Annotated in this window: 20 protein-coding genes and 4 pseudogenes; 17 read left to right on the forward strand and 7 right to left on the reverse strand. The window is 53.6% G+C overall.

The window, feature by feature from the left end; genetic code table 11:
- Positions 1-159, forward strand: a pseudogene (locus tag AC1RKH_RS25275) (hypothetical protein); the annotation flags it as partial.
- A gap of 151 nt (positions 160-310) precedes the next feature.
- On the opposite strand, the gene AC1RKH_RS25280 reads toward AC1RKH_RS25275, so the two are convergent.
- Both AC1RKH_RS25280 and AC1RKH_RS25285 read right to left on the reverse strand, forming a co-directional pair.
- Positions 311-1,048 (reverse strand): UTRA domain-containing protein, encoded by a 738-nt coding sequence (locus tag AC1RKH_RS25280; protein ID WP_493061862.1) that lies wholly within the window; start codon positions 1,046-1,048, stop codon positions 311-313.
- Between the two features lie 143 nt (positions 1,049-1,191).
- Positions 1,192-1,317: pseudogene (locus tag AC1RKH_RS25285) on the reverse strand (IS5/IS1182 family transposase); the annotation flags it as partial.
- 141 nt (positions 1,318-1,458) lie between these two features.
- On the opposite strand from AC1RKH_RS25285, the gene AC1RKH_RS25290 reads away from it, so the two are divergent.
- The 6 genes from AC1RKH_RS25290 to AC1RKH_RS25315 all read left to right on the forward strand — a co-directional run bounded on the left by AC1RKH_RS25290 (position 1,459) and on the right by AC1RKH_RS25315 (position 7,158).
- Complete coding sequence (locus AC1RKH_RS25290; protein WP_493061861.1) at positions 1,459-2,514, forward strand: extracellular solute-binding protein; 1,056 nt, start codon at positions 1,459-1,461, stop codon at positions 2,512-2,514.
- A gap of 202 nt (positions 2,515-2,716) precedes the next feature.
- Positions 2,717-3,577 (forward strand): ABC transporter permease, encoded by an 861-nt coding sequence (locus AC1RKH_RS25295; RefSeq protein ID WP_493061877.1) that lies wholly within the window; start codon positions 2,717-2,719, stop codon positions 3,575-3,577.
- On the forward strand, positions 3,567-4,337 hold the full coding sequence (locus AC1RKH_RS25300; RefSeq protein WP_493061860.1) for an ABC transporter permease: 771 nt from the start codon (positions 3,567-3,569) through the stop codon (positions 4,335-4,337). The genes AC1RKH_RS25295 and AC1RKH_RS25300 overlap by 11 nt, the downstream gene beginning before the upstream one ends.
- 9 nt (positions 4,338-4,346) lie before the next feature.
- Complete coding sequence (locus AC1RKH_RS25305) at positions 4,347-5,375, forward strand: ABC transporter ATP-binding protein (RefSeq protein WP_493061859.1); 1,029 nt, start codon at positions 4,347-4,349, stop codon at positions 5,373-5,375.
- Positions 5,372-6,079, forward strand: coding sequence for an HAD family hydrolase (locus AC1RKH_RS25310; protein ID WP_493061858.1), 708 nt, complete (start codon positions 5,372-5,374; stop codon positions 6,077-6,079). Before AC1RKH_RS25305 ends, AC1RKH_RS25310 begins: the two co-directional genes overlap by 4 nt.
- Complete coding sequence (locus AC1RKH_RS25315) at positions 6,070-7,158, forward strand: sugar phosphate isomerase/epimerase family protein (protein ID WP_493061857.1); 1,089 nt, start codon at positions 6,070-6,072, stop codon at positions 7,156-7,158. The genes AC1RKH_RS25310 and AC1RKH_RS25315 overlap by 10 nt, the downstream gene beginning before the upstream one ends.
- Positions 7,159-7,714: 556 nt before the next feature.
- Here the strand turns inward: AC1RKH_RS25315 and AC1RKH_RS25320 are convergent.
- Positions 7,715-8,188, reverse strand: coding sequence for an Lrp/AsnC family transcriptional regulator (locus tag AC1RKH_RS25320; RefSeq protein ID WP_493061856.1), 474 nt, complete (start codon positions 8,186-8,188; stop codon positions 7,715-7,717).
- A gap of 138 nt (positions 8,189-8,326) precedes the next feature.
- Here AC1RKH_RS25320 and AC1RKH_RS25325 point away from each other — a divergent pair, with 138 nt between their 5' ends.
- The 8 genes from AC1RKH_RS25325 to AC1RKH_RS25360 all read left to right on the forward strand — a co-directional run bounded on the left by AC1RKH_RS25325 (position 8,327) and on the right by AC1RKH_RS25360 (position 16,279).
- The gene (locus tag AC1RKH_RS25325; protein WP_493061855.1) at positions 8,327-9,121 is read left to right on the forward strand and encodes an HpcH/HpaI aldolase family protein; all 795 of its coding nucleotides are present in this window, start codon (positions 8,327-8,329) and stop codon (positions 9,119-9,121) included.
- Between the two features lie 102 nt (positions 9,122-9,223).
- Positions 9,224-10,144: a branched-chain amino acid transaminase gene (locus AC1RKH_RS25330; RefSeq protein WP_493061854.1), complete on the forward strand. Its 921-nt coding sequence runs from the start codon at positions 9,224-9,226 to the stop codon at positions 10,142-10,144.
- 153 nt (positions 10,145-10,297) lie between these two features.
- Positions 10,298-11,413, forward strand: a complete 1,116-nt coding sequence (locus AC1RKH_RS25335) for a branched-chain amino acid ABC transporter substrate-binding protein (RefSeq protein WP_493061853.1) — start codon at positions 10,298-10,300, stop codon at positions 11,411-11,413.
- A 76-nt stretch (positions 11,414-11,489) separates the two neighbouring features.
- Positions 11,490-12,419: a high-affinity branched-chain amino acid ABC transporter permease LivH gene (livH, locus tag AC1RKH_RS25340; RefSeq protein ID WP_493061852.1), complete on the forward strand. Its 930-nt coding sequence runs from the start codon at positions 11,490-11,492 to the stop codon at positions 12,417-12,419.
- A gap of 99 nt (positions 12,420-12,518) precedes the next feature.
- Positions 12,519-13,745 carry a high-affinity branched-chain amino acid ABC transporter permease LivM gene (locus tag AC1RKH_RS25345; protein WP_493061876.1) on the forward strand — a complete coding sequence of 409 codons (1,227 nt, stop codon included), beginning with the start codon at positions 12,519-12,521 and terminating at the stop codon, positions 13,743-13,745.
- Complete coding sequence (livG, locus tag AC1RKH_RS25350) at positions 13,742-14,509, forward strand: high-affinity branched-chain amino acid ABC transporter ATP-binding protein LivG (RefSeq protein WP_493061851.1); 768 nt, start codon at positions 13,742-13,744, stop codon at positions 14,507-14,509. Before AC1RKH_RS25345 ends, livG begins: the two co-directional genes overlap by 4 nt.
- Positions 14,509-15,210 (forward strand): ABC transporter ATP-binding protein, encoded by a 702-nt coding sequence (locus AC1RKH_RS25355; protein WP_493061850.1) that lies wholly within the window; start codon positions 14,509-14,511, stop codon positions 15,208-15,210. Before livG ends, AC1RKH_RS25355 begins: the two co-directional genes overlap by 1 nt.
- Before the next feature lie 130 nt (positions 15,211-15,340).
- Positions 15,341-16,279, forward strand: coding sequence for a cyclase family protein (locus AC1RKH_RS25360; protein ID WP_493061849.1), 939 nt, complete (start codon positions 15,341-15,343; stop codon positions 16,277-16,279).
- Positions 16,280-16,537: 258 nt separating this feature from the next.
- Here the strand turns inward: AC1RKH_RS25360 and lpdA are convergent, their stop codons facing one another.
- From lpdA to mdeB, 3 genes are all read right to left on the reverse strand, one after another.
- Complete coding sequence (gene lpdA, locus AC1RKH_RS25365; protein WP_493061848.1) at positions 16,538-18,010, reverse strand: dihydrolipoyl dehydrogenase; 1,473 nt, start codon at positions 18,008-18,010, stop codon at positions 16,538-16,540.
- A gap of 10 nt (positions 18,011-18,020) precedes the next feature.
- On the reverse strand, positions 18,021-19,319 hold the full coding sequence (gene aceF / locus AC1RKH_RS25370) for a dihydrolipoyllysine-residue acetyltransferase (RefSeq protein WP_493061847.1): 1,299 nt from the start codon (positions 19,317-19,319) through the stop codon (positions 18,021-18,023).
- A 104-nt stretch (positions 19,320-19,423) separates the two neighbouring features.
- On the reverse strand, positions 19,424-22,132 hold the full coding sequence (mdeB, locus tag AC1RKH_RS25375) for an alpha-ketoglutarate dehydrogenase (RefSeq protein WP_493061846.1): 2,709 nt from the start codon (positions 22,130-22,132) through the stop codon (positions 19,424-19,426).
- A 120-nt stretch (positions 22,133-22,252) separates the two neighbouring features.
- Between mdeB and AC1RKH_RS25380 the strand changes: the two genes are divergently transcribed.
- Together AC1RKH_RS25380 and AC1RKH_RS25385 are read left to right on the forward strand one after the other, a co-directional pair.
- Positions 22,253-22,723, forward strand: coding sequence for an Lrp/AsnC family transcriptional regulator (locus AC1RKH_RS25380; protein ID WP_493061845.1), 471 nt, complete (start codon positions 22,253-22,255; stop codon positions 22,721-22,723).
- A gap of 322 nt (positions 22,724-23,045) precedes the next feature.
- Positions 23,046-23,529 (forward strand): annotated as a pseudogene (locus AC1RKH_RS25385) (IS5 family transposase); the annotation flags it as partial.
- A 5-nt stretch (positions 23,530-23,534) separates the two neighbouring features.
- Here AC1RKH_RS25385 and AC1RKH_RS25390 read toward each other — a convergent pair.
- Positions 23,535-23,657 (reverse strand): annotated as a pseudogene (locus AC1RKH_RS25390) (transposase); the annotation flags it as partial.
- Positions 23,658-23,866: the final 209 nt, after the last annotated feature.

The raw sequence follows: 23,866 nt of genomic DNA on the forward strand, positions 1-23,866 counted from the left end.
CACCCGGACACCTTCGCCTGGTTCGCCGAGGAAGGTTACAAGATGGGCTTCAAGAACGTCGCCTCCGGCCCGCTGGTGCGCTCGTCCTACCATGCCGATCAACAGATTGCGCAGGGTTTCGGCGAAACCCTGAGCCGTGGGCTGCCGTCATCCAGGTAAAAGGTGCCACCGTTGGAAAGCACGATGCCAACGTTGTCACTGCCGCCGAACGTATGGTTCCACGGTACCGGCTGCCGTCGAATGGTTCGCCAACTTGGCCATGAGGCTCAGCGGATAAGTAAAAGTTCTGTCAGATCTGATAGGCGGATGGTTAAGCCACCTTGTCAGAATGCAGTGTTTGACTATCCATGGAAATTCGGACTGCGTCATGACGCCAGAACTCGCGATCGCAATCAAGAATCTGTCCATGTTGATCATAGTTGACGCGAATGATCATTAGCAGCGGACTGCCTTCTGGCAGATTGAGATAATTCGCCACGCTGGCCTGTGCCGCGGTCGGGTAAATATCAAAAGTGGCGCGGCCGCAATGGATGTCATAGTGTTTTCGGTAAATCAATGTCAGCGACTGAGTCAGATCCAGTTTCAATATGTCCGGGAAAAACTCTGGTTTAAGATAATGTTCTACAAACATCACAGGGCGTCCATCGACTGAACGTAGGCGGCGTATACAGTGCAGCATGCTTAACGGCAGCACCGCCAACTTCAGGCATAACTCCGGGCTCGCCAATTCCGTACTGGTCGAAATGACCTGTGTGAGCGCTTTGCGCCCCTGACTTTCGACCATCTGGTGGAACAGTGAATTTGTGAAGGGGTTGTACACCAGTCGGGGTGGGGTCACAAACCAGCCGCGCCTGCTTTCCCGATAGATCGACCCTTCCGCTTCCATTCTTTGCAGGGCTTCTCTGAGCGTGATGCGGGTTGTGGAAAACAGGTCGCTCAGCTCCCGCTCAGGAGGGAGCTTGCTACCGGACGCCAGCGTGCCATTGATGATTTGCGTTGCCAGGGCGTGATAGATGGTGGCAGCTTGGGTGGTGATTTTTTCTGTCACAGTGATGGTCTGGATGATTTTTGAGCGTTGATATTATCCCACTTAATGATTTCATTACCTTTACGACACGCAACAGACTCTCTTCGGGCACACCTCGCCCACTCCCCCTCTGACGTTTGATCACCCGGAACGGGTGCTCGACCTTCGTCCGCGTTTGCGCGCTGGTACATCTTGGGATCGCATTTACCTTCCTTGTTCCTGGTCGAGTCGAGCACGTGAATGAGTGCGGCATCGACAGACGTTCCCTGGCGCAGCAACGACAGCCCTTTTCCATCTCGGTCAGGTGCTTAACGCATATTTCATCGCATTCGAGGACTAAGTCGGAACGTCCCAAGTGTCACATTTCGGTCATTTTTTATGGGTAGCATCCAGTTCCCGCCCCAATCTGGTCTATACCACACGGCTATCCCATGAAAAAAACGCTGATTACGAGTTTGCTTGCAAGTGCCTTGTCGATTGCAGTTTCTAGTGCGTACGCGCAGCCGGACCTGGATGCTTTAGTCGCCGCAGCTAAAAAAGAAGGCGCGGTCAATAGCCTGGGGATGCCGGATAACTGGGCGAACTGGAAAGATACGTGGGCCCAGATCACGCAAAAATACGGTCTGGTACATCAGGACACCGACATGAGTTCGGGACAGGAAATCGCAAAGTTCGAAGCTGAAAAATCGAACGCGTCAGGTGATATCGGCGACGTTGGCCAGTCTTTCGGCCCGATTGCCGTCAGGAAGGACATTACCCAGGCCTACAAGCCGACCACCTGGGACGATATTCCGGCGTGGGCCAAGGACGCAGACGGTCATTGGATGGTGGCTTACAGCGGGACCATTTCCTTCATCAGCAACAACAAGCTGGTCAAGAATCCGCCTAAGTCCTGGGGCGATTTGCTCAAAGGCAACTATAAGGTGACCGTTGGCGAAGTGGGCGTCTCGGCGCAAGCCAATAGCGCTCTGCTGGCAGCGGCGATTGCCAATGGCGGCAACGAAAAGAATCTGCAACCTGCGTATCAGTTATTTGCCGAACTGGCTAAACAAGGACGGCTTTCCATGACCGATGCGAATATCGCCAACATGGAAAAAGGTGAAGTGGAAGTTGCGCTGTTATGGGACTTCACTTCATTAAGCTACCGCGACAAGATCGATCCATCCCAATTCACGGTATCCATTCCCGTGGACGGTAGCGTGAGTGCCGGCTATTCAACCCTCATCAACAAATACGCGCTGCATCCGAACGCCGCCAAACTGGCGCGTGAATACATTTTCAGCGATGCCGGCCAGATTAACCTCGCGCGTGGTTATGCGCGTCCGATTCGCAGCAACGTCGTCCTGCCGAAGGATGTAACAGACAAGATGCTGTCGGCTGAGCAATATCGTAACGCCAAACCGATCCAGGATTTCGCCGCTTGGGAAACGACCACCAAGGCCATACCTCGGCAGTGGCAAGAGCACGTCATGATTTATAACAAGTAATTTCACCCGCGTTAGTTCGCTTCTAAAAACCTACTGGGCGACGTGGGTCGTTCGCGATGGTTTTTAGAGGTGACCATTAGAACAGAGAGCACAGCAATGGCCGCACTAAGGTTTTACTGCGGCCATATCTCGCGCTCACTTATCAAAAACCATGTGACACGGAATTGCTAGCTGTATGACATCTGCATCGAACCCGCTGGCAATGCCAGTGACTATCGACACCCGGCATTATCCACGCTTTCGCCACTGGCGGGCGGCGCTGGTCCTGCTGCCCTTGTTATGTGTATTGGCGCTGTTTTCATTGGCACCGACAGCATGGCTGCTAATTAACAGCGTGCAGGTTGATGGCGCATGGTCGCTGGAGAATTTCAGTGAAATCCTGCAGTCCCCGTTTTACCGACAGGCCTTTGGCAACAGCCTCTGGGTTTCCGTCAGCTCCAGCCTGATTGGATTAGCCATCGCGCTGGTGGCCGCCGCCTCGTTGAAACGGGTGGATTGCGTTGTCCGCGACATGACGGTGGCATTCACCAATATGACCGGCAATCTAAGTGGGGTGTCATTGGCATTCGCCTTCATTATCGTGATGGGAACCAATGGCGCCGTGACATTACTCTTGCGGCGATGGGGTTGGCTGGCTGATTTTAATCTATACACGCAGACTGGACTGACGCTGATTTACAGCTATTTCCAGATACCGCTAGCGGTACTGTTGCTCTATCCAGCCTTTGATGCGCTGCAAGACGATTGGCAAGAGGCCGCCTCTTTGCTGGGTGCCAGTCGTGCCCGTTACTGGCGCTTGGTTGCGTTGCCGGTGCTGCTGCCGGCGGTATTCGGCACTTTCATTTTGTTGTTGGCTAATGCCATGGGGGCGTATGCCAGTGCGTACGCACTGATGACCTCCAACTACAACCTGGTCACCATCCGTATTTCCAGCCTGGTAGCTGGGGACATTTCTCTGGAACCGAATCTGGCGGCAGCACTGTCCGTGCTTCTGGTGGCGATGCTGGTGTTCGTGGCGATGGTCAACCAGTTCTTGATGAAGAGAAGCTACCATGCACACTAACCGTTATCACCAGTTCGTGCTGTTTGGCTTAATGGCTCTACTCAGCATCCCCGTTCTGGCGACCCTGATTTATTCATTTTCCCAGCACTGGGGTGCAACGATATTACCCGACGGGCTGACGTTCGATTGGTATCTCAAGTTGTGGCGAGAGCCGCGCTTCTTGACCGCATTTAGCCACTCCCTGTTGATTGCACTGGGCACATTGGTCTTCAGCACAGTGGTCATCGTGCCTGCCGCATTTGTCGTGTTCTATTATTTTCCGCACTTGGATCGTTGGATGAACATCCTGATTTTGATCCAGTTCGCGGTGCCGCCTGTGGTGTCGTCGGTGGGTTTGTTGCAGATATATGCCGACGGCCCGCTACCGCTGATCGGTACGCCGTGGGTACTGATAGGGTGTTATTTCACGATTGTTCTGCCATTCATGTATCGGGCACTCGCCAACGGTCTGCAAGGGCTGAACGTGCGCGACCTGATGGATGCAGCGCATCTGTTAGGAGCAAGTACTCCCGCTGCTTTTTTTCGGGTGGTCTTGCCAAATATCCGCAAGGGATTGATGGCAGCCTTGTTTCTCTCATTCTCCTTCCTGCTGGGCGAGTTCGTGTTCGCCAACATACTGGTGGGCAGCCGTTACGAAACCTTGAACGTCTATCTCTATTCCGTGCGCTCCACCAGCGGCCATTTTGTGAGTGCCGTGGTGATGAGTTATTTCATATTTACGCTGGTCGTGACCTGGATTGCCACCCGCTTGAGTCGATAGGACTGTGCGATGAATTATCTTGAAGTATCCAACGTGTCGAAATACTTCGGCAAAGGCTCGGGCAAGACCCGCGTGTTTGACGACATCAATTTCAATATCAAGGAAGGCGAACTGGTGACCCTGCTCGGTCCCAGTGGCTGCGGCAAGTCGACCTTGTTGCGCTGCATCGCCGGTTTAACTGAAGTTGATAGCGGCCAGATCCATGTAGCAGGAAATAACATTACCCGTTTTGCTCCGCAAAAACGTGGCATTGGCATGGTATTCCAGAGTTATGCGTTGTTTCCGAATCTGACGGTGATGGGCAATATTGCCTTCGGCCTGAAAATGCAGGGCGTCTCTGTCGATGAAACCTTCCAACGGGTGACCGACGCGATACGCCTGGTTGAATTGCAGGGGCACGAGAACAAATTCGTGAGTCAGCTCTCCGGCGGCCAGCGTCAGCGTGTCGCCCTGGCGCGGGCATTGGTGGTGCGGCCACGCATCCTGTTGCTGGATGAACCGCTGTCGGCACTGGATGCGCGCATCCGCAAGAACCTGCAGGAAGAGATCAGACGGATCCAGTCGCAGCTGAAACTGACGACCATTTTCGTGACCCACGATCAGGAAGAAGCGTTGATGCTGTCCGACCGCATCATTGTCATGGATGGCGGTCGCATCGTGCAGGAAGGGAGCGCGGAGACAATCTACACCCGTCCAGCCAATGGTTTTGTTGCGCGCTTCATGGGTAGCTACAACCTGCTGGATGCCCGCCAGGCAGAACAACTACTTGGCCTGCACATACAAGGACAACTGGCAATCCGGCCGGAAGCGATCCATGTGGCGCAAGCCGGCCGCAGCTATGGCCCACATCTGGGCGCGCCGTGCCGCGCCACGGTACGTCACCATCAAATGCTCGGCAACGTCATTCGTTACCACGTCGATGCGCAAGGCTGCTCGTTGATGGTCGATATGCTCAATCGCAGTTCAGAGTCCTTGCTGCCGGCAGGCACGCGGCTCGACCTGCTGTTCAATCGTGAAGAACTGCAGGAGGTCGCATGACGATTTTGGCTATTTTTGACATGGACGACACCATTATCGATTGCGATAGCTCCAGTCTCTGGCTGCGCTATCTGGTGCAACGCGGTGTGGCAGCAGCCGACATGCTGGTCACTGAGCAGGCGATGATGCAAGCCTATCATCTGGGCGAACTATCCATGGCGCAGTACATGGACTTTACGCTCCAACCGTTGTCTGGAGTGGCCGTCAGCGAAGTGGAGCAATGGGCTGATGACTTTGTCTCCAGCATGATTTCCACGCGCATATTTCCAGCCGCGCGTCGGCAAATCGAGTGGCATCGCCAACAGGGAAACACGCTATTAATCATCTCGGCTACGGCTGACTTTATCGTCCGCCGTATCGCCGCCATGCTGGGCGTGAGCGAGGTGATCGCCATTGAGCTTGAACAGGTAGCGGGCAACTTTACCGGTGCGACTACAGGGGTGCTCAGTTTTCGGGAAGGCAAGGTAGAGCGCTTGCAGGCGTGGCTGCAGAACCATGGCAACAGCTTGCAGGGCAGCTATGGCTACAGTGACTCGGTGAATGATTTGCCGTTATTGCACGCGGTCCAGCATGCGTGTGTCGTCAACCCCGCGCCAGCGCTAAAACAGGTATCCGACCAGCATCAATGGCGACAGTATGACTGGCAGTTGGCGGAACATGAGCACAGCGTCGCGGGTCAGACCCAGGGGGTGGCATGCCGTTAATCCAGTTGCGTTTCGATGCATTATTGCGCCACAAGGCAGCGGATCTGCCGGTACCTCAGCTAACCCCGGCGCTGGCGATCAAGCTGCTTGAACGACTCGATAGCATGCGCTTGTTCGCCCATGCTTACCCCCAGCTGATGAAGCTGACCTATGGTACATACCGACCGATTGACCTGTTGGATTTCGCCTATCGTCATGAACTCGACGGCATCAGCATTCATCTACTGGATGGTGAAGAGCGCAGTCTTCAGCAGATGAGCGACGATCAGCTGCGCATTGTCAGCCAAAGGGCCAAGGCGCTGGGGTTGGACATCCACCTGGAAATCAGTAGTACCCAAAAGGCGGATGTGGATCGGGTGGTTGAGGTAGCGCATGTTATGGGGGTGCAGAACATCCGCGTCTACTCGCGCTATGGAGGACGGCTTTCCAACGTTTTAGACACCATCGAATCGGACTTGCACTACCTCGCCAAACAAGCCGAACGGTATGACCTCTATATTGACTTTGAACAGCATGAAGAGCTGAAAAGTCGCGAAATTGTCACGCTGCTCGAGCGCATCAATCATCCACGCCTGCACGCGCTGTTTGATTTCGGCAACATGATCAATGCCGCCGAACAACCGTTAACGGCTCTGAAAGTCTTGGCTGCGCATATCCGGCAAGTGCACATGAAAGGTGTGCGTGTCGTTCCCGAGGAAAATGGAGTCGGTCACTATGGCGTGCTACAGGGCAGTGCCGAGGATGACCTGCCCAATGCCCGCATGTTGTTCGAGCTGTTGATGCTCGGAGAGAATGGACCCCAGGTCATCGCGTTTATCCTGGAGCAGGAAAATCACTATATCGCCCCCGCATTCCGTCAAGTGGACGAAGACGAAGACCCCATTATTCCTTACCGAGAGATGAGTCAAACTTCGCTGCCCGACGGTTTCACGCTGGAGCAGATGATGGCCGAGGAGGAGCGTTGGGCAATCAACCAGATCGTTTATGTCCGCGGTCTGCTGCAAGAGTTCAGATTGCTGGCAGAACTTGCGCTTCAGCAGGAGGGGGAGTCAGCGTCGCCCTGCCAGGATTTGCCATGAGCCGCCGTGGGGCTGCACTTCCAGGCACAGGCCTTGTTCGTCATAAAGGCGACAGGCCTTGTTCGGTGGCTTGGCGTTAAAAATGCACTAAAAAATCGTTGCTGGTAGTGGTTTCAAGTGGAACTTACTGGAACGAAAAAAGTGGCCAAAGCCTCTCTTTTCAATGCCGACCACAAAAAACACGCAAAAAAAAACGCCACTCAATGAGTGGCGCTGTTTTGTATTTGGAGCGGGAAACGAGACTCGCATCTGGCGTCCGACCCATTGAAATCTAAGGGGTTTATTTTATTCCTGAAGCAGGAATGGACTCGATTCTGGACTTGTTTTTTGGGTGTATCAAGAGCAAAAAAGGAGTGATACCGAGCTACGCTATTGGATTCTGTATTGCTTCCAGTACAGCTTCATGCTCCCGTCGGACTCGTCGTTCTTTGCTCGGTAACGTTCCAAGGCACTTGCTGCAGGGAATGAGCTCAGAATTGGAGCTGTATCTCGTGGTTGTGCCACTTCCTGCCCTAAATCACTAGCGCCCCCAAGTGAAAAAGGACAGTGCAATCAATCAAAGCAACGGGTTAACAGGCGCCTTAACCTCTTTCACCACAAAAGACGTACAAACCTCTTTAACACCAGGGAACCCGTTGATGTGCTTCCGGGCAAACTCACTAAAACTCGCCAGATCTTCGGCCACGACAGTGAGCTGATGGTCGAAGTGCCCCGACACACAGTGACATGCCACAACCTGTTCGAGGGCGCGCATTGAACTTTCGAATGCGTCCACATGGGCGGTGTCCTTCTGTTCCAGCGCAACCTGGACGAATGCGGTAACCGAATAGCCCAGCAGAGCAGGGTCAATTCGCGCATGGTATCCCCGAATCAACCCTAGCTCCTCGAGTCTTTTCACCCGCCGCCAGCAAGGTGAGGCGCTCAGGGAGACCAGTTCCGCAAGTTCCGCACTGGAGAGCCGCGCATCGTTTTGAAGGGCAGCAAGAATTCGGCGATCAGTGCCATCAATTTTCAGCTTTGGAACATTCATATCGCCAACCCCACCAAACCGAAATAATCATTGCAAGTCGGGCATTATCTAAACACTTAAACGCGCAAACAATACCCCTGACTCCTGCTTACCATACTCCTGCCAGCTCGCATTGAGCTTCGGATTCAGGAGAATACCGTGCCTTTCCAAAATCCTATAAAACGCAGCCTTCAAGCAGGCCTGGCAACCACTGGTTGCTGGCTGACTCTTGCCAGCCCAGCAGTGACAGAACTGCTCGCCCACTGCGGTTTTGATTGGTTGGTAATCGATGCAGAACATGGCCCTAGCGATACCAGTGATATCGCTGCACAACTCAGAGCAATCGATGCTGCACGTGGCAACGGAGCCTCCGCAAGTGGAATCGTTCGTGTAACCGCCAATGACCCCGTACTTGTGAAGCGAGCCATGGACTGTGGTGCACAAACCATCGTTTTCCCTAACATCGAAACGGAAAAAGACGCCCAGCTCGCCATCGCCTCTATGCGCTTCCCATGCCCGGAGCGTTACGGAGTACGTGGCGTCGCCGGCATGGTTCGAGCCGGTACTTATGGTCTAAATGCTCAGTACGTAAGCACCGCGAATCAAGAAGCCTGCGCAATCTTGCTGATCGAGTCTAAACAGGCTCTTCCCAACATAGAGGCTATTGCCGCCGTGGACGGCGCCGATTGTCTGTTCATCGGCACCGCTGATCTTTCGGCAAGCATGGGTCTGCTCGGCCAGACCGGACATCCCGCTGTGTATGAAGCAGTGCAGCACGTAATAGCGGCAGCCAAACAGGCGAGCAAGCCCGTCGGTATTTTCGCCACTAGCGTCGAAGAAGGACGCAAGTATCGGGAAGCAGGAATCAACTTCATCGCGCTGCATTCGGACGCTGCCTGGTTGGCCCGAGGCGCGGTTCAAGCCTTGCAGGCCCTTCGCAACAACACGGCGTAGTGCCTCAGCAATGACCACTTAAAGAAAAAGCCAGTGTCCGGATCTTAGGTCGCGCTGGCCTTGTGCGCCTTGAAAAATGTACCCGTAACGGAGAAACACCTCATGTCGATGTCTGATCGCGACGGAAAGATCTGGATGGATGGGCAGCTCGTCGAATGGCGTGCCGCTCAGACCCACATTCTGACCCACACCCTGCACTACGGAATGGGTGTATTCGAAGGCATGCGCGCCTACGAAACCAAACAAGGACCTGCCATATTTCGCCTGAAAGAACACATCAAGCGCTTGTTTAATTCGGCCAAGATTTTCCAACTTGAAGTGCCGTTTTACCAAGCTGACCTGCATGCCGCCAGCCTTGAGGTAATCAGGGTCAATGAGTTGAAAGCTTGCTACCTACGCCCGCTGATATGGCTAGGGGCAGACTTCCTAAGCATCGCGGCCACAAACAACAAAGTGCACGTAGCGACAGCCGCTTGGCCCATGGGCGCTTATCTTGGCGAAGAGGGCATGCAACGCGGCATCCGAGTCAAGACGTCTTCCTTCACCCGACATCACGTCAATGTCTCGATGGTTCGAGCCAAAGCCTGCGGTTACTACATCAACTCGATTCTGGCCAATAGGGAGGTCACGGCGCTGGGTTTCGATGAAGCGCTACTCCTTGATACCGAAGGTTATGTGAGCGAAGGCGCCGGCGAAAACGTATTCATGGTTCGCGATGGCGTGATCTACACCCCTGACTTGGCCTCCTGTCTTGATGGAATCACCCGAGACTCGGTGATAACCATCGCTCGCGACCTCGGCTACGAGATCCGTGAGAAGCGTATTACTCGCGACGAAATGTACTGCTGCGACGAAGCGTTCTTTACCGGCACCGCGGCAGAAGTCACCCCGATCCGTGAATTGGATACTCGCACCATTGGCAATGGCAAACGAGGCCCGATCACCGAACAGGTCCAGAGCATCTACTTGGCTGCTGTACGCGGTGAAGTCGAAAAGTACCGGCACTGGCTGACACTTGTCTGAGGATCATCCCTGCTCACTGAACACTTACAGAAGCGCCCGTGCAATGTCTGGACCGGCCATGTCCGCCCCACGCTGCACAGGCGATTAACGCTAAAAACAAAAATAACTCGCTATCCATTCTTACCGCGATCCTGCTAAGTCTAGGAGCTTCTCATGGTGTTATCCCGCGTTGCCTCAGTCGTGCTTACAACGTCCCTACTGACCCTGGGCACACTTGCCCAGGCCCAAACAATAAAAATCGCCATTGCCGGCCCAATGAGTGGCCCCGTAGCTCAGTACGGGGACATGGTTGCCGCTGGCGCGCTTACCGCCATCGAACAAATCAACGCAGCAGGTGGTGCGGGTGGCAATATACTCGAACCGGTGTTGATGGATGATGCTTGCGAGCCAAAACAGGCCGTAGCGGTTGCCAACAAGATCGTCAGTCAGAACATCAAATATGTCATTGGTCACGTCTGCTCCGGCTCGGCGATACCCGCTTCAGACATTTATGAAAACGAAGGCGTGATCATGATTGCGCCGTCGGCGACAGCGCCTCAACTCACTGAAAACAAGAATAGACGATTTATCTTCCGCACAATTGGTCGAGATGACCAACAAGGTCCTGCCGCTGCCAGCTACATCATTGATCAAGTCAAACCGAAAAAAGTCGCGATTCTTCACGATAAGCAGTCTTACGGCCAAGGTATTGCCACTGCAGTGAAGACCAACCTGGAAGCTGCCAAGATTCCCGTTTCCCTGTTTGAAGGCATTAATGTTGGCGATTCAGATTACTCAGCAGTCATCACCAAACTGAAATCCCGGGGCGTGGACTTCGTTTACTTCGGCGGCTATCACCCGGAAATGGGGCTACTGCTTCGTCAAGCTCGCGAACAAGGTATAAAAGCGACGTTCATGGGACCCGAAGGCGTAGGGAACAAGGACGTAACAGCAATTGCCGGAGATGCCACAGAAGGCATGCTGGTGACGCTCCCCGCAGACTTTTCAAGCGATCCTGCCAACGCTGCGCTTATCAAAGCCTTTGGTGACAAAAAACGAGATCCCAACGGCCCCTTCCAGTTGTCCGCTTATGCTGCGGTACAAGTCATTGCTGATTCAATCTACGGCGCCAAATCCAGCGACCCATCCAAAGTCGCTGCTTACCTGCACGAGCACAGTTTCCAGACGCCGATCGGCAAACTCGAGTACGACGCCCAGGGTGACCTGAAGTCATTCAAGTTCGTGGTTTATGTCTGGCACAAAGATGCCACCAAAACCGCCGCCAACTGAGTTGGCCCTGCACCTCAATTAAGCATTGAGGTGCAGCCTCTCGACTTTTCGTTTTTCCCGTTCCGAGGCTAATCGGATGAATGAGTTTCTTCCCCAGTTCACTCAACAGTTGGCCAACGGGCTAACTCTGGGTGCGATCTACGCGTTGATCGCCATCGGCTACACAATGGTCTACGGCATTATCGGCATGATCAACTTCGCCCACGGCGAAATCTACATGATGGGTGCCTATATCGGTCTCGTCGCACTGACGGCAATTGGAGCGCAATCAGATATACCACTGCCCTTGGTGTTAGGTGGAGCCCTCCTGCTGTCAGTGATGGTGACAGGGTTATACGGCTATGCCGTAGAACGCGTCGCCTATCGACCGTTACGAGGTGGTCCACGGCTGGTTCCGTTGATCTCAGCGATTGGCATGTCGATCTTCCTGATGAACTACGTCCAGATCGGCCAAGGAGCTCGAGACGTTTCAGTACCCGCTCTAGTCTCCGGTGCAATCGAGTTCCAGATGGGAACAGGCGACTTCGTGGTGACCATCCCATACTCGCGGTTACTGATCGTTGGCGTCACGCTGCTGCTGATGATTTCACTGACGTTATTTATTGGCTTCTCTCGTATGGGCAGAGCCTGCCGTGCCTGCGCAGAAGACATGCGAATGGCCAACTTGCTAGGCATCGATACAAACCGAGTCATCTCGTTCACTTTCATACTCGGCGCGATGCTGGCAGCCGTCGGCGGTGTATTGATCGCACTGACGATAGGAAAACTCAGCCCATTCATTGGCTTCGTAGCAGGTATCAAAGCATTCACCGCAGCCGTGCTTGGAGGCATCGGAAGTATTCCGGGCGCGATGCTCGGAGGCGTTCTTCTTGGCCTCGCAGAAACCTTCGCATCGGGCTACATGCCTTCCGAATACAAAGACGTGGTGGCCTTTGGGCTATTGATATTGATTCTGTTGTTCAGACCTACCGGACTTCTCGGTAAATCGAATCTCGAGAAGGTCTAAGGGGATCCCATGAGTAACCAATTGGACACCTTGTCTGTACCCGCCAATACCACAAAAGCATCAAGCCGCACTCAGAACACAACGAAGCAAAAAACCGGAATGGCTCAGACCGTAAAGTCGGCCGTAATCGCCGCAATCATGACAGCCATATTGACCGCGCCTATTCTGGGCCTTCAGCTCAAACTTGAAGGCTACACAGTAGTTCTTGAAGCCCACTGGCTACCCGTGTGGCTGGCAGTGGGTGCGGTCTTCCTATTTCAACTCTGCAAACCCATGTTCGTTCGGGCTCACAACTCCATAAAAATCCCGAAACTCCCGGCTCTGTCTGCTCGGCAGCAAAGCAACGCGATCTGGGTACTGCTAGCGATAGGGCTGATATGGCCCTACTTCGGCTCACGGGGAGCAGTCGATATCGCGACTCTTGCGATGATCTACATCATCCTGGGACTCGGGTTGAATATCGTCGTGGGCTACGCCGGGTTGCTCGATCTGGGATATGTCGGTTTCTACGCGGTGGGCGGTTACACCTACGCGCTGCTCAACCAGCACTTTGGTCTCTCTTTCTGGGAGTGCCTGCCGATTGCCGCTCTGATGTCAGCGATCTTCGGTTTTCTCCTGGGTTTTCCAGTGCTGCGTCTCAGAGGCGACTACCTGGCAATTGTAACCTTGGGTTTTGGAGAAATAATCCGCCTGCTGCTTAACAATCTAGGCACTCTCACGGGAGGTCCGGACGGCATCTCAGGTATTCCAAAACCTTCGGTCTTTGGTATTGAAATGGTACGGAACTCCAGTGTGGAAGGGGTGCAAACCTTCCACCAATTGCTCGGCTGGGAATACAGCGGCGCACACATGGTGACCTTCCTTTACCTGCTTGGATTACTACTGGTCGGATTCACGCTATTCATCACCAGCCGACTAATTCGGATGCCCGTTGGACGTGCGTGGGAAGCCTTGCGCGATGATGAGATTGCCTGCCGTTCGTTGGGTATGAACCCGACTCGCATCAAGCTATCGGCCTTCACTCTGGGCGCGGCGGTTGCTGGTCTAGCGGGGGCGTTCTTCGCTGCACGCCAGGGTTTGGTTAATCCTGAATCCTTCACCTTTATTGAATCGGCTCTGATTTTAGCGGTGGTCGTGTTGGGCGGAATGGGATCTCAGCTTGGTGTGATTCTCGCAGCATTGTTACTGACCGTTTTGCCCGAAGTTGCCCGCGGATTTGATGAGTACCGAATGCTCATTTTCGGACTGGTCATGGTTCTGATGATGATGTGGCGCCCGCAAGGCCTGCTTCCAGCGAGCCGCCCTCAGCTGGAGTTGTCGAAATGAGTACAACGCTCCTGAAAGTCTCTGGGCTTCAAATGCGCTTTGGCGGGTTACTGGCGGTTGATGGTATTGAATTCGATGTGCAGCACAACGAGGTATTCGCGATTATCGGCCCTAATGGGGCAGGGAAAACCACTGTCTTCAATTGCCTGGGCGGTTTTTACAAGCCGAGCGCAGGAGAAGTGCTACTGGACGGACGACCTACCGCAGGCCTCCCCAGCCACCAAGTTGCCCGCAGAGGACTGGTTCGGACCTTTCAGAATATTCGGCTTTTCAAAACCTTGACCGTCGCCGAAAACCTGTTGGTTGCTCAGCATCTTCAAGTCAAATCCGGCTTACTCCATGGACTGCTTGCGACCCCGTCATATCGACGGGCGGAGCGAGAAGCCCGACAGAGGGCTGCTCACTGGCTCTCCCGCATGGGACTTGGCGATGTGGCTAATCGCGAAGCAGGAACACTGTCCTACGGGCATCAACGCCGACTTGAGGTCGCCCGCTGCATGATCACCCAGCCCCGCCTACTGATGCTCGATGAGCCTGCCGCAGGATTGAATCCCCAAGAAAAAATCGAGCTATCACAGTTGATCGACGAACTCCGACACGAATTCAGCATCGCGGTGTTGTTGATCGAACACGACATGAATCTGGTCATGGGGGTATCCGATCGAATCCTCGTGATGGAGCAAGGCCGTCCGATCGTGGTGGGTAGCCCAGAGGCCGTGCGCAACGACCCACGAGTGATCAAAGCCTATTTGGGAGAAGACTGATGCTCAAGCTGGAACAGGTTCATACCTATTACGGCGCAGTCGAGGCTCTGTCAGGTGTCTCTATTGAGATCAATCAAGGCGAGATTGTCACCTTGATCGGTAGCAACGGTGCAGGCAAGACCACCTTGATGATGACGGTATGTGGAGCTGCGTTTGTGTCTCAAGGCCGAGTGATGCTGGAGGGTCGAGACATCACCCGAACACCGACCCATGAAATCATGCGTCTTGGCATGGCTATCTCACCGGAGGGTCGACGGATATTCCCGAGTTTGACGGTTCTCGAAAACTTGAAGATGGGTGCCTTCTTCGCCAGCAGGGACGAGATCGAGGCCGGAATCGAGGGTGTTTATAAATTGTTCCCACGCCTCGAGCAGCGTTCAGGTCAACGGGCGGGCACCATGTCAGGGGGTGAACAACAGATGCTGGCCATTGGAAGGGCCCTCATGAGCAAACCTCGCCTGCTTTTGCTGGACGAGCCAACGCTCGGTCTGGCTCCGTTAGTCATTGCCCAGATATTCGACATTATCCGAACCATTCGTGATGCCGGCGTAACGGTCTTCCTGGTCGAGCAGAACGCCAACAAAGCGTTGCAGGTAGCAGATCGCGGATACGTTTTGGAAAACGGTCAGGTAGTTCTTGCTGATACCGGTTCCAACCTTTTGTGCAACGACGGAATCAAACGCGCCTATCTGGGAGGCTGACAATCTCTCCAGCTCCAATTAACGGGTTCAGTCTCAACGGCTGCACCCGTTGATCAACTGTATATCCAAAAACGGTGTCGGTTTCACCATCCAATTTGTTGTGCACTTTTCCCGCATTAAGAAAGAGGCAATGAATGTGAAAAACCATAGCATCGCATTAGCTTTCTCCGTCGCAGTTACGTTGCTATCAAGCGGAGCACGCGCGGACGATACCTCTCTGTGGTCTGCTTACGATAATTCGCTGAAGCGGGCCAAATACATCGATCTTACGCACCCGTTTGAACCTGATCAGGCGGTCTGGCCAGGCTTCGGCACTGCCACATTTAAAGCGGCAGTTGCGGGAGCTGACGTACCTGGCTGGGTTAATAAGGGTGATGCCTTTTCATATGAAAAGCATGGCTTTGTGGCCACAGCCTATGAACTTCCCAGTGATCAATACGGTACGCAACTAGATCCTCCGGCACATTGGAATCAACTGGGAGCCACCATCAGCGATATTCCTCCTACCGTTTCGGTAAGGCCGTTGGTGGTCATCAACATTGTCCCCAAGGTTACTAACGATCCTGGTTACCACCTGCAGGTCGCTGATATTCAGGACTGGGAAAAAAAGCACGGACGGATTCCCGAAGGAGCCGTGGTGATGGTTCGCTCCGACTGGTACAAACGCTGGGGCGATCACGAGCGGTTCATCACGGCGCCATTCCCCGGAGTGAGTTTGGCAGCTCTGAAGTTTCTGCATATTGAGCGCAAGATTCTTCTGCATGGCCACGAGCCCCTGGACACTGATACAACCCCCAAAGCCGAGGGTGAGTCCTGGCTGATGCACAACAACTTTGCGCAAGCCGAAGGGGTAGCCAACCTGGATCAGGTTCCTGAGTCCGGAGCTTTGATTTCCATTGGCTTTGCCAAGCCGCTCGGCGGAACCGGCGGTTATGCACGCTACATTGCAATTGCCCCAGCTAGCTGGACACATGGAGTAACGCTGAAAAATGCTCCTGGCGCTCCATTACCGACTCAATCAGCTCCATTGAAACGTGATGCAAGAGGCGTGATGCGACCGACCGAATAACACTGATAACCCTCGGTTCAAAACATTGAGGGTTAGCTATGGCTTTTATCTCAAATTAACGACGCCAAAAAATCCATACCACGCCAGAAGCAGGTGTCGACATGTTAGATCTGGAGAATGTTCGAATGATCATCGTCTATCTTACGTTGATCATGTTGCTGGTCGGGCGATGGATCGCTTTCCTTAAGAAATAGCACCGGGTTCAATACGTAAAAAAGTGCTCTGCCTATAGGGTAGAGCACTTTTTATCACGCACCTTCAGCGCCGCTTAGGGGGAAGGTCGGTGCAGGTACCACGAGCGGCCTCCGCTGCCATACCTATGCTCTCGCCAAGTGTGGGATGTGGATGGATAGTCTTGCCAATATCAACCTCATTGGCTCCCATCTCAATGGCTAGCGCCACCTCGCCAATCAGGTCTCCAGCATGTACCCCGACAATAGTTCCACCAATTATTTGTTGGCTTTCCTGATCGAAAAGTAACTTGGTGAACCCCCCATCATATCCATTGGCCAAGGCTCGGCCTGAAGCCGCCCAGGGAAACAATCCAACGCGAATTGCCTTGCCCTCTTCTCTGGCTTGAGCTTCGGTCGTACCTACCCAGGCAATTTCCGGTGTTGTGTAGGCCACACTCGGAATGACCCTCGCTTCGAAAGCCGAACGCGATAATTTGGTATCGTCAAGAACTTCTCCAGCCGCGACTTCAGCAGCAACATGCGCCTCGTGAACAGCTTTGTGCGCCAACATTGGCTGACCCACAATGTCACCGACTGCAAAAATCGAAGACGAGGTTGTTCGCATCTGGTCATCTACCTGAATGAAGCCCTTCTCATCCACCGCAACTCCAGCCGACGATGCACCAATCAATTTTCCATTTGGAGTTCGGCCAACAGCTTGCAGGACCAGGTCGTAGAGCTGCGGTTCTTGAGGGGCTTGCTCACCCTCAAAACTTACCAGGATTCCTTGAGGGGTAGCTTGCGCCCCCACTGTACGTGTCCGACACATTATATTGTCGAATCGCTGGGCATTACTCGCTAGCCAAACCTTGACTGCATCTCGGTCGGCACCTGGCATCAAATCGTCGAACGCTTCCACTACATCAAGACGTGCACCGAGCGTGGAATAAACCGTTCCCATCTCAAGCCCGATAATTCCACCACCAATAATCAACATACGCTTGGGTAGCTGGCGCAACTCAAGTGCACCTGTTGAATCGACAACACGTGGATCTTCAGGCAGAAAAGGAAGCCCGAAGGCCTGTGAGCCAGCAGCAATAATCGCGCGTTTGAAACGGACAACTTGTATTTTCTCATCGGTTCCTTCTGTACCAGTCAGAACGCGAAGCCCCTGTCTATCAATGAATTGCCCCTCCCCTTGGAGCACCTTGATCTTGCGTATTTTAGCCATGCTCGCCAGTCCGCTAGTCAGTTGGGTGATGACCCCACTCTTATGTGCTCTGAGCTGGTCGAGATTGACCTTTGGCGCGTTGAACTCAATTCCTGACTGACTCAGTCGGGCCGTCTCATCCATGCTCGCCGTGACATGCAACAATGCTTTTGACGGAATACAACCAACGTTGAGGCAGACGCCCCCTAAACTCGGATAACGCTCGATCAAAACGACATTCATACCAAGGTCGGCTGCTCGAAATGCTGCTGAGTAACCACCGGGGCCCGCACCGAGCACGGCAATATCACATTCGATTTCGATCACCTTTATTTCTTTCTCACTCACGTCATTCCCCTCACAGAATCAAGCGACGGTAGTCCGCCAGCAGTTCAGCCAGATAAGCGTTAAAACGTCCCGCTATCGCTCCGTCGATCACTCTGTGATCCCAACTCAGGCTCAAGGGAAGAATGAGGCGAGGTATTCCTTGCTGCCCGTCCCAGCAAAGCCGAATCGAGCTTTTACCAACACCTAGGATCGCGACTTCGGGTGCATTGATGATCGGAGTGAAATAGGTACCTCCAACGCCACCCAACGATGAAATGGTGAAACAACCACCCGTCATTTCAGCGCTCGAAAGCTTGCCCTCCCTAGCCCTCAGGGAAAGCGCCGTCATCTCGCTGGCAATAGCCAGGACACCTTTTTTATCAGTATCACGGATAACGGGAACGACTAATCCATTAGGCGTGTCGGCGGCAAAACCGATATGGAAATACTGTTTGAGTACCAGTTGGTCCCCATCGAGACTCGCGTTGAACTCAGGAAATTTTTTCAATGCCGCTACGCAAGCCTTTATCAACAAAGCCAGTAATGTGACCTTGATTCCGGCCTTGGCATACTCACCATCGAGCTGCACCCGAAAAGCCTCCAGCTGAGTGATATCGGCCTCTTCGTGGTTGGTAACATGGGGAATCATCACCCAATTTCGATGCAGATTTGCTCCGCTTATCTTCTTGATCCGCGACAGCTCCTTACGCTCAACAGGGCCGAACTTCGCAAAATCGACTTGAGGCCAAGGCAGCAGTCCACTCCGTTCACCACCACTCTCATGAACATTATTTTTTTGCGCATGGGTTTGAAGCTGGCCCGACATGACTCGTTTGACGAAGTTCTGAACGTCGCCAGGTAACACGCGACCACCAGCACCACTTCCGGCGATCTCTGAAATCGGTACTCCCAACTCTCGGGCCAACTTACGAACCGATGGTGAGGCATATGGCAGTTCACCACGGGGCCTCACCGGAGCCATGGACGTTGAGGATGGATTTACAGCAGGGATGGCTATCGGTTGTTCAATAGCCCTTGGAACCACCGGCTCTGGAAGCTCCTCCTCTGGAATGGCCGGAGCTACAACTCCGGCACCTTCGAGCTGTGCAATTACGCTCCCTTTACTGACCTTATCACCTAAAACAACCTCTATTTTTTTGATGACGCCGTTAAAGGCACTGGGAATTTCCATCGCAGCCTTGTCGGTTTCGACCACTATCAGGCTTTGCCCTTCAGCGACCGTTTCACCCGGACCTACGAGTACCTCAATCACGCTGACATCTTTGAAGTCACCAATGTCCGGCACTCGGATTTCTTGCAATGTAGACATGCGAAAGCTCCTGACGCGGACAAAATAACGCCCGCATCACTCAGGTTTTATGGAGGAACGGCACACTCGGGCGCCGTCGCAGCATGGTTAATTCAACGCCAACATCAGCAGTTCCAGGAGGCGGCGCTTTCAACATCGAGGCTGTAGCGTTCGATAGCCGCTGCGCAGATATGCCGATCCAGCCCCCCCTCATCGGCCAGTGCCGTCAGAGCGGCTAACACGATGTGATGACGATCGACCCCAAAGAAATCGCGCAGGGCTGCCCGAGTATCACTGCGACCAAATCCGTCTGTGCCGAGCACGGTATAACGTGATTCGATGTAAGAGCCGATCAGCTGTGGAACGGCACGTACATAGTCAGATGCAGCAATCACCGGTGCGCCGTTTGGCAGACACTCGGCAAGATGGCTTTGCCTGGCTGACTGCTGCGGATGCAGGTGATTCCAACGCTCCACATCTCGTGACTCGCGAGCCAGCTCGCTGAAACTGGTCACGCTCCAGATCTCACTCTCGATCTGCCAATCGCTAGCCAACAATTCAGCCGCAGCAATGGCTTCACGCAGGATCGTCCCAGAACCGATCAAGCGCACTTTTCCTTTAGCCTCGGACAGCGACTGCTCAGCAAAACGATACATGCCGCGGATGATCGCTTGCTCGACGCCAACCGGAAGATTTGGCTGCGGATAGTTTTCGTTCATCAGGGTGACGTAATAAAACTCGTCAACCTGACGCTCCAGCATCTGACGCATGCCGTGATCAAGAATTACCGAAAACTCGCCGGCGAACGCGGGGTCATAAGCGCGGCAGTTAGGTACTGTGGAGGCGATCAAGTGGCTTGTGCCATCCTGATGTTGCAACCCCTCCCCACCCAATGTTGTACGACCTGCGGTAGCTCCCAACAGGAAACCTCGTGCACGTTGATCCGCAGCAGCCCAGATCAAATCACCCACCCGCTGGAAGCCAAACATTGAGTAGTAGATATAGAAAGGCAGCATTCGCAGGCCATGAGCTGAGTAACTGGTAGCCGCCGCTACCCAGGAACTGATGGCGCTCGCCTCGCTGATACCCTCCTCAAGAATCTGCCCGTCGGTAGCCTCGCGATAGCTGAGAATTGAACCAATGTCCTCCGGCTCATATTGCTGTCCAACGCTTGAGTAGATACCGATCTGCTTGAACAAGTTGGCCATACCGAAGGTCCGAGCCTCGTCGGCAACAATCGGTACGATGCGTGGCCCCAACTGTTTGTCTTTGAGCAGATTACTGAGCATCCGCACGAAGGCCATTGTCGTAGACATCTCTTTGCCTTCAGCCTGGGTTGCGAAACCTGCATAGCCCGACATCGGTGGTACGGGTACCTCTGCGGCCACCTGACCCCGGGTCGGCATATAACCTCCGAGGGCTTCGCGACGCTGATGCAGATAACGTATTTCCGCACTGTCGTCTGCCGGCTTATAGAAGCTAAGCGACTCCGCTTGCTCATCCGACAATGGCAACTGGAAGCGATTACGAAAGGCAATCAGCGTATTACGATCCAGCTTTTTCTGCTGGTGAGTGGTCATTTTTCCTTGTCCAGCTTCGCCCATGCCAAAGCCCTTCTTGGTCTGGGCAAGGATTACCGTCGGCCTCCCTTTTTCGAGACTGGCCGCGCGGTACGCAGCGTAGATCTTGACCATGTCATGGCCACCACGCTTGAGACGATCAATCTGCTCATCACTCAAACCCTGCGCGAGTTTGGTCAACGCTTCGCTTTGCCCAAAAAAATGTTCTCGGTTATACGCGCCATCCTTGGCAGCGAAAGTCTGGAATTGACCATCTACTGTCTGAGACAGAGTACGAACCAAAGACCCGTCTTCGTCTCTCGCCAGCAGGCCATCCCAGTCCGATCCCCAGACAAGCTTGATGACATTCCATCCCGCACCACTGAACAAGGACTCCAACTCGTCGATGATCCGACCATTTCCCCGTACCGGGCCATCCAGACGTTGCAGGTTACAGTTGACCACCCAAGTCAGATTGTCCAAGCCCTCTCGAGCGGCCAACGTAAGGGCCGACATGCTTTCAGGCTCGTCCATTTCTCCATCGCCGAATACTCCCCAGACATGGCGACCGGAAGTATCTTGCAAACCGCGATGCTGCAGGTAACGCATGAAACGCGCCTGGAAAATCGAACTGATAGGACCAATACCCATAGACCCTGTTGGGAACTGCCAAAAATCAGGCATCAACCAAGGGTGCGGGTAGCTCGACAACCCTTTGGCTCCAACCTTGAGCGCTCCGATCTCCTGGCGGTAGTGTCCAAGATCGTTCTCAGTCAACCGCCCTTCAAGAAAAGCACGAGCGTAAATGCCGGGTGCCGAATGGGGCTGATAGAAAACCAGATCACCGCCGAAGGTATCAGTACGAGCACGGAAGAAATGGTTAAAGCCAACCTCAAACAGATCTGCCGCGCTGGCATAACTGGCGATATGCCCCCCGAGTTCTCCGTATGCCTGGTTAGCTCTCACCACCATTGCCAAAGCATTCCAGCGCATGATTGAGGCGAGACGCTCCTCGGTGGCCAGATCACCGGGAAACCCAGGCTGCTGTTCAACGGGAATGCTATTTACGTAGGGGGATCCGTGGACCGGGTGCCAAGCGACCGCCGGATCGCGAGCAACATCAGCCAGCATATCGAGAATCACCTTGGCCCGCTCAGGCCCAGAATTGGCAACCAGTGACTGAAGCGCCTCACGCCATTCAAGTAACTCTTCGAGATCTATCTGGCTCTGCGCTGCTGCCGCAGCTACTGGAACTACGGAATCGAAACGGTTCATTGGCACCTCCTCATTTTTTTAATAGTCTATTCCGAGGAAGGCGAAATATTTGACCGTTCTAAATATCAATATTTCGCTTTGGCAGCACAAACATCTCAATATCATAAAAGTTGAAGCACAATGAACTTTGACAGCACCGACTTGAAGATTCTCCGAGAGTTACAGAAAGATAGCAACCTATCCAATGTGGAACTGGCGAAGCGGGTTCATCTATCTCCGTCACCCTGCTTGACACGTGTCAAAGCCTTGGAAGCATCAGGTTGCATTAGGGAATACGTTGCCCTACTAGCGCCTGAACACTTGGGTTTACGCCTCAACGTCTTCATCTCCATCAGCCTCAAACAGCAAGGCCGCGAAGCGCTACAGAACTTTGAACGGAGGATCTGTGAGTGCGACGAGGTGATGGAGTGCTACCTCATGACAGGCGATACTGACTACCTAATCAGAGTCGTGATGCCCGACATGAATGCGTTGGAACACTTCATCATTGAGCGGTTGTCGCCCATGCCAGAAGTGGAAAAAATTCGATCGAGCCTTTCGTTAAAGCAGGTTCGGTACAAAACGGCATTGCCGCTTAGACTGGATAACTAAGCCAAGTTTTTTATTGGAACAAACATTTCAAAAAATCAAAACAGACAAAACATTCATTCTAATCGGCGTTGCGATAAGTGCACATTTTGGAATAAAACCTCTTCGTACTTTCCCTGTATGCGTGCCAGTTCGCACACTGCTCAGCCCCCCATGTGAACCGATGCCTTTTGGTGTTCTTACAAAGAGCCCCCAGGGTGAGAATCACCAAATCGGAAGCAAGCAGGCAAAAACCTGCCTGTGGTGACAGGGACTAGGTTCTGTACGAAATCCCTTGAAATGCCTGGATGTGTAAAATCGCCGCCATCAACGGCAGGAGCCCCTGATGCCAAAGCGATACGAACTCAGCGATTCATCCTGGGAAATGATCAAGGACCTAATCGCCCAGGATCAGAAAACTGGACGTCCACGAAACAACGACCGACTGATGCTCAACGGCATCCTCTGGGTTCAGGCGCCGCTTGGCGCGATATGCCTGAACGGTTCAGCCCTTGGTCAACGGTTTATCAGCGCTTTCGCGACTGGCGAAATCGAGGTGCGTTTGACCAGATGCTCAAACGCTTGCACGTCAGGCTCAACGAGCAAGGGTTGATTGATCTGGACACCTGGATGATCGACTCCACAGCGGTACGCGCAACCCGAGCCTCTTCCGGTGCCGGGAAAAAAGGGGGTCTGAAGAACCGCTAGATCATGCTCTGGGCCGCAGTCGCAGAGGCCTCACCACCAAGATTCACATGCTCTGCGATGCGAATGGGATCCCCCTGTGTTTCACCTTGTCGGGAGGACAAGCCAGCGATGGGTCAGCCGCTTGACACGCATAAAGACTGTGAGCCGATACACCAAGGCGTGCCGCCACGTCTGCAACGGGAAGCTGTTTTTCGGTCACTTGATTGACCGCTTGGATTTTGAATTTTTCGGTGTAACGCGGGTTGCTCATGGCACCTCCTGATTGGCCTCATTCTTAGGCATAGAGGTGTCTACGAAACCCGGGGCGATTCACTTTTCTTTGGACGAAAAAAATGGATCTCTTTTTAGTGATCCATTTTTTAATGCTTGGAGCGGGAAACGAGACTCGTATCTAGCGTCCTACCCATTGAAATCCAAGGGGTTTCTTTTCTTACCGAAGCAGGAAAAGACTCAATTCCG

This window comes from Pseudomonas sp. GW822-FHT06B12 (genome assembly GCF_058799675.1).

What these genes read in the sequence shown, in the direction of transcription:
- AC1RKH_RS25320 (WP_493061856.1), bottom strand. Translation starts at nt 8,188, where the DNA reads ATGAATGTTCCAAAGCTGAAAATTGATGGCACTGATCGCCGAATTCTT.
- AC1RKH_RS25355 (WP_493061850.1), top strand. Translation starts at nt 14,509, where the DNA reads ATGCTCAAGCTGGAACAGGTTCATACCTATTACGGCGCAGTCGAGGCT.
- AC1RKH_RS25310 (WP_493061858.1), top strand. Translation starts at nt 5,372, where the DNA reads ATGACGATTTTGGCTATTTTTGACATGGACGACACCATTATCGATTGC.
- AC1RKH_RS25335 (WP_493061853.1), top strand. Translation starts at nt 10,298, where the DNA reads ATGGTGTTATCCCGCGTTGCCTCAGTCGTGCTTACAACGTCCCTACTG.
- aceF (WP_493061847.1), bottom strand. Translation starts at nt 19,319, where the DNA reads ATGTCTACATTGCAAGAAATCCGAGTGCCGGACATTGGTGACTTCAAA.
- AC1RKH_RS25315 (WP_493061857.1), top strand. Translation starts at nt 6,070, where the DNA reads ATGCCGTTAATCCAGTTGCGTTTCGATGCATTATTGCGCCACAAGGCA.
- livG (WP_493061851.1), top strand. Translation starts at nt 13,742, where the DNA reads ATGAGTACAACGCTCCTGAAAGTCTCTGGGCTTCAAATGCGCTTTGGC.
- AC1RKH_RS25295 (WP_493061877.1), top strand. Translation starts at nt 2,717, where the DNA reads ATGCCAGTGACTATCGACACCCGGCATTATCCACGCTTTCGCCACTGG.
- AC1RKH_RS25300 (WP_493061860.1), top strand. Translation starts at nt 3,567, where the DNA reads ATGCACACTAACCGTTATCACCAGTTCGTGCTGTTTGGCTTAATGGCT.
- AC1RKH_RS25330 (WP_493061854.1), top strand. Translation starts at nt 9,224, where the DNA reads ATGTCGATGTCTGATCGCGACGGAAAGATCTGGATGGATGGGCAGCTC.
- AC1RKH_RS25290 (WP_493061861.1), top strand. Translation starts at nt 1,459, where the DNA reads ATGAAAAAAACGCTGATTACGAGTTTGCTTGCAAGTGCCTTGTCGATT.
- mdeB (WP_493061846.1), bottom strand. Translation starts at nt 22,132, where the DNA reads ATGAACCGTTTCGATTCCGTAGTTCCAGTAGCTGCGGCAGCAGCGCAG.
- AC1RKH_RS25380 (WP_493061845.1), top strand. Translation starts at nt 22,253, where the DNA reads ATGAACTTTGACAGCACCGACTTGAAGATTCTCCGAGAGTTACAGAAA.
- AC1RKH_RS25360 (WP_493061849.1), top strand. Translation starts at nt 15,341, where the DNA reads ATGAATGTGAAAAACCATAGCATCGCATTAGCTTTCTCCGTCGCAGTT.
- livH (WP_493061852.1), top strand. Translation starts at nt 11,490, where the DNA reads ATGAATGAGTTTCTTCCCCAGTTCACTCAACAGTTGGCCAACGGGCTA.
- AC1RKH_RS25305 (WP_493061859.1), top strand. Translation starts at nt 4,347, where the DNA reads ATGAATTATCTTGAAGTATCCAACGTGTCGAAATACTTCGGCAAAGGC.
- AC1RKH_RS25345 (WP_493061876.1), top strand. Translation starts at nt 12,519, where the DNA reads ATGGCTCAGACCGTAAAGTCGGCCGTAATCGCCGCAATCATGACAGCC.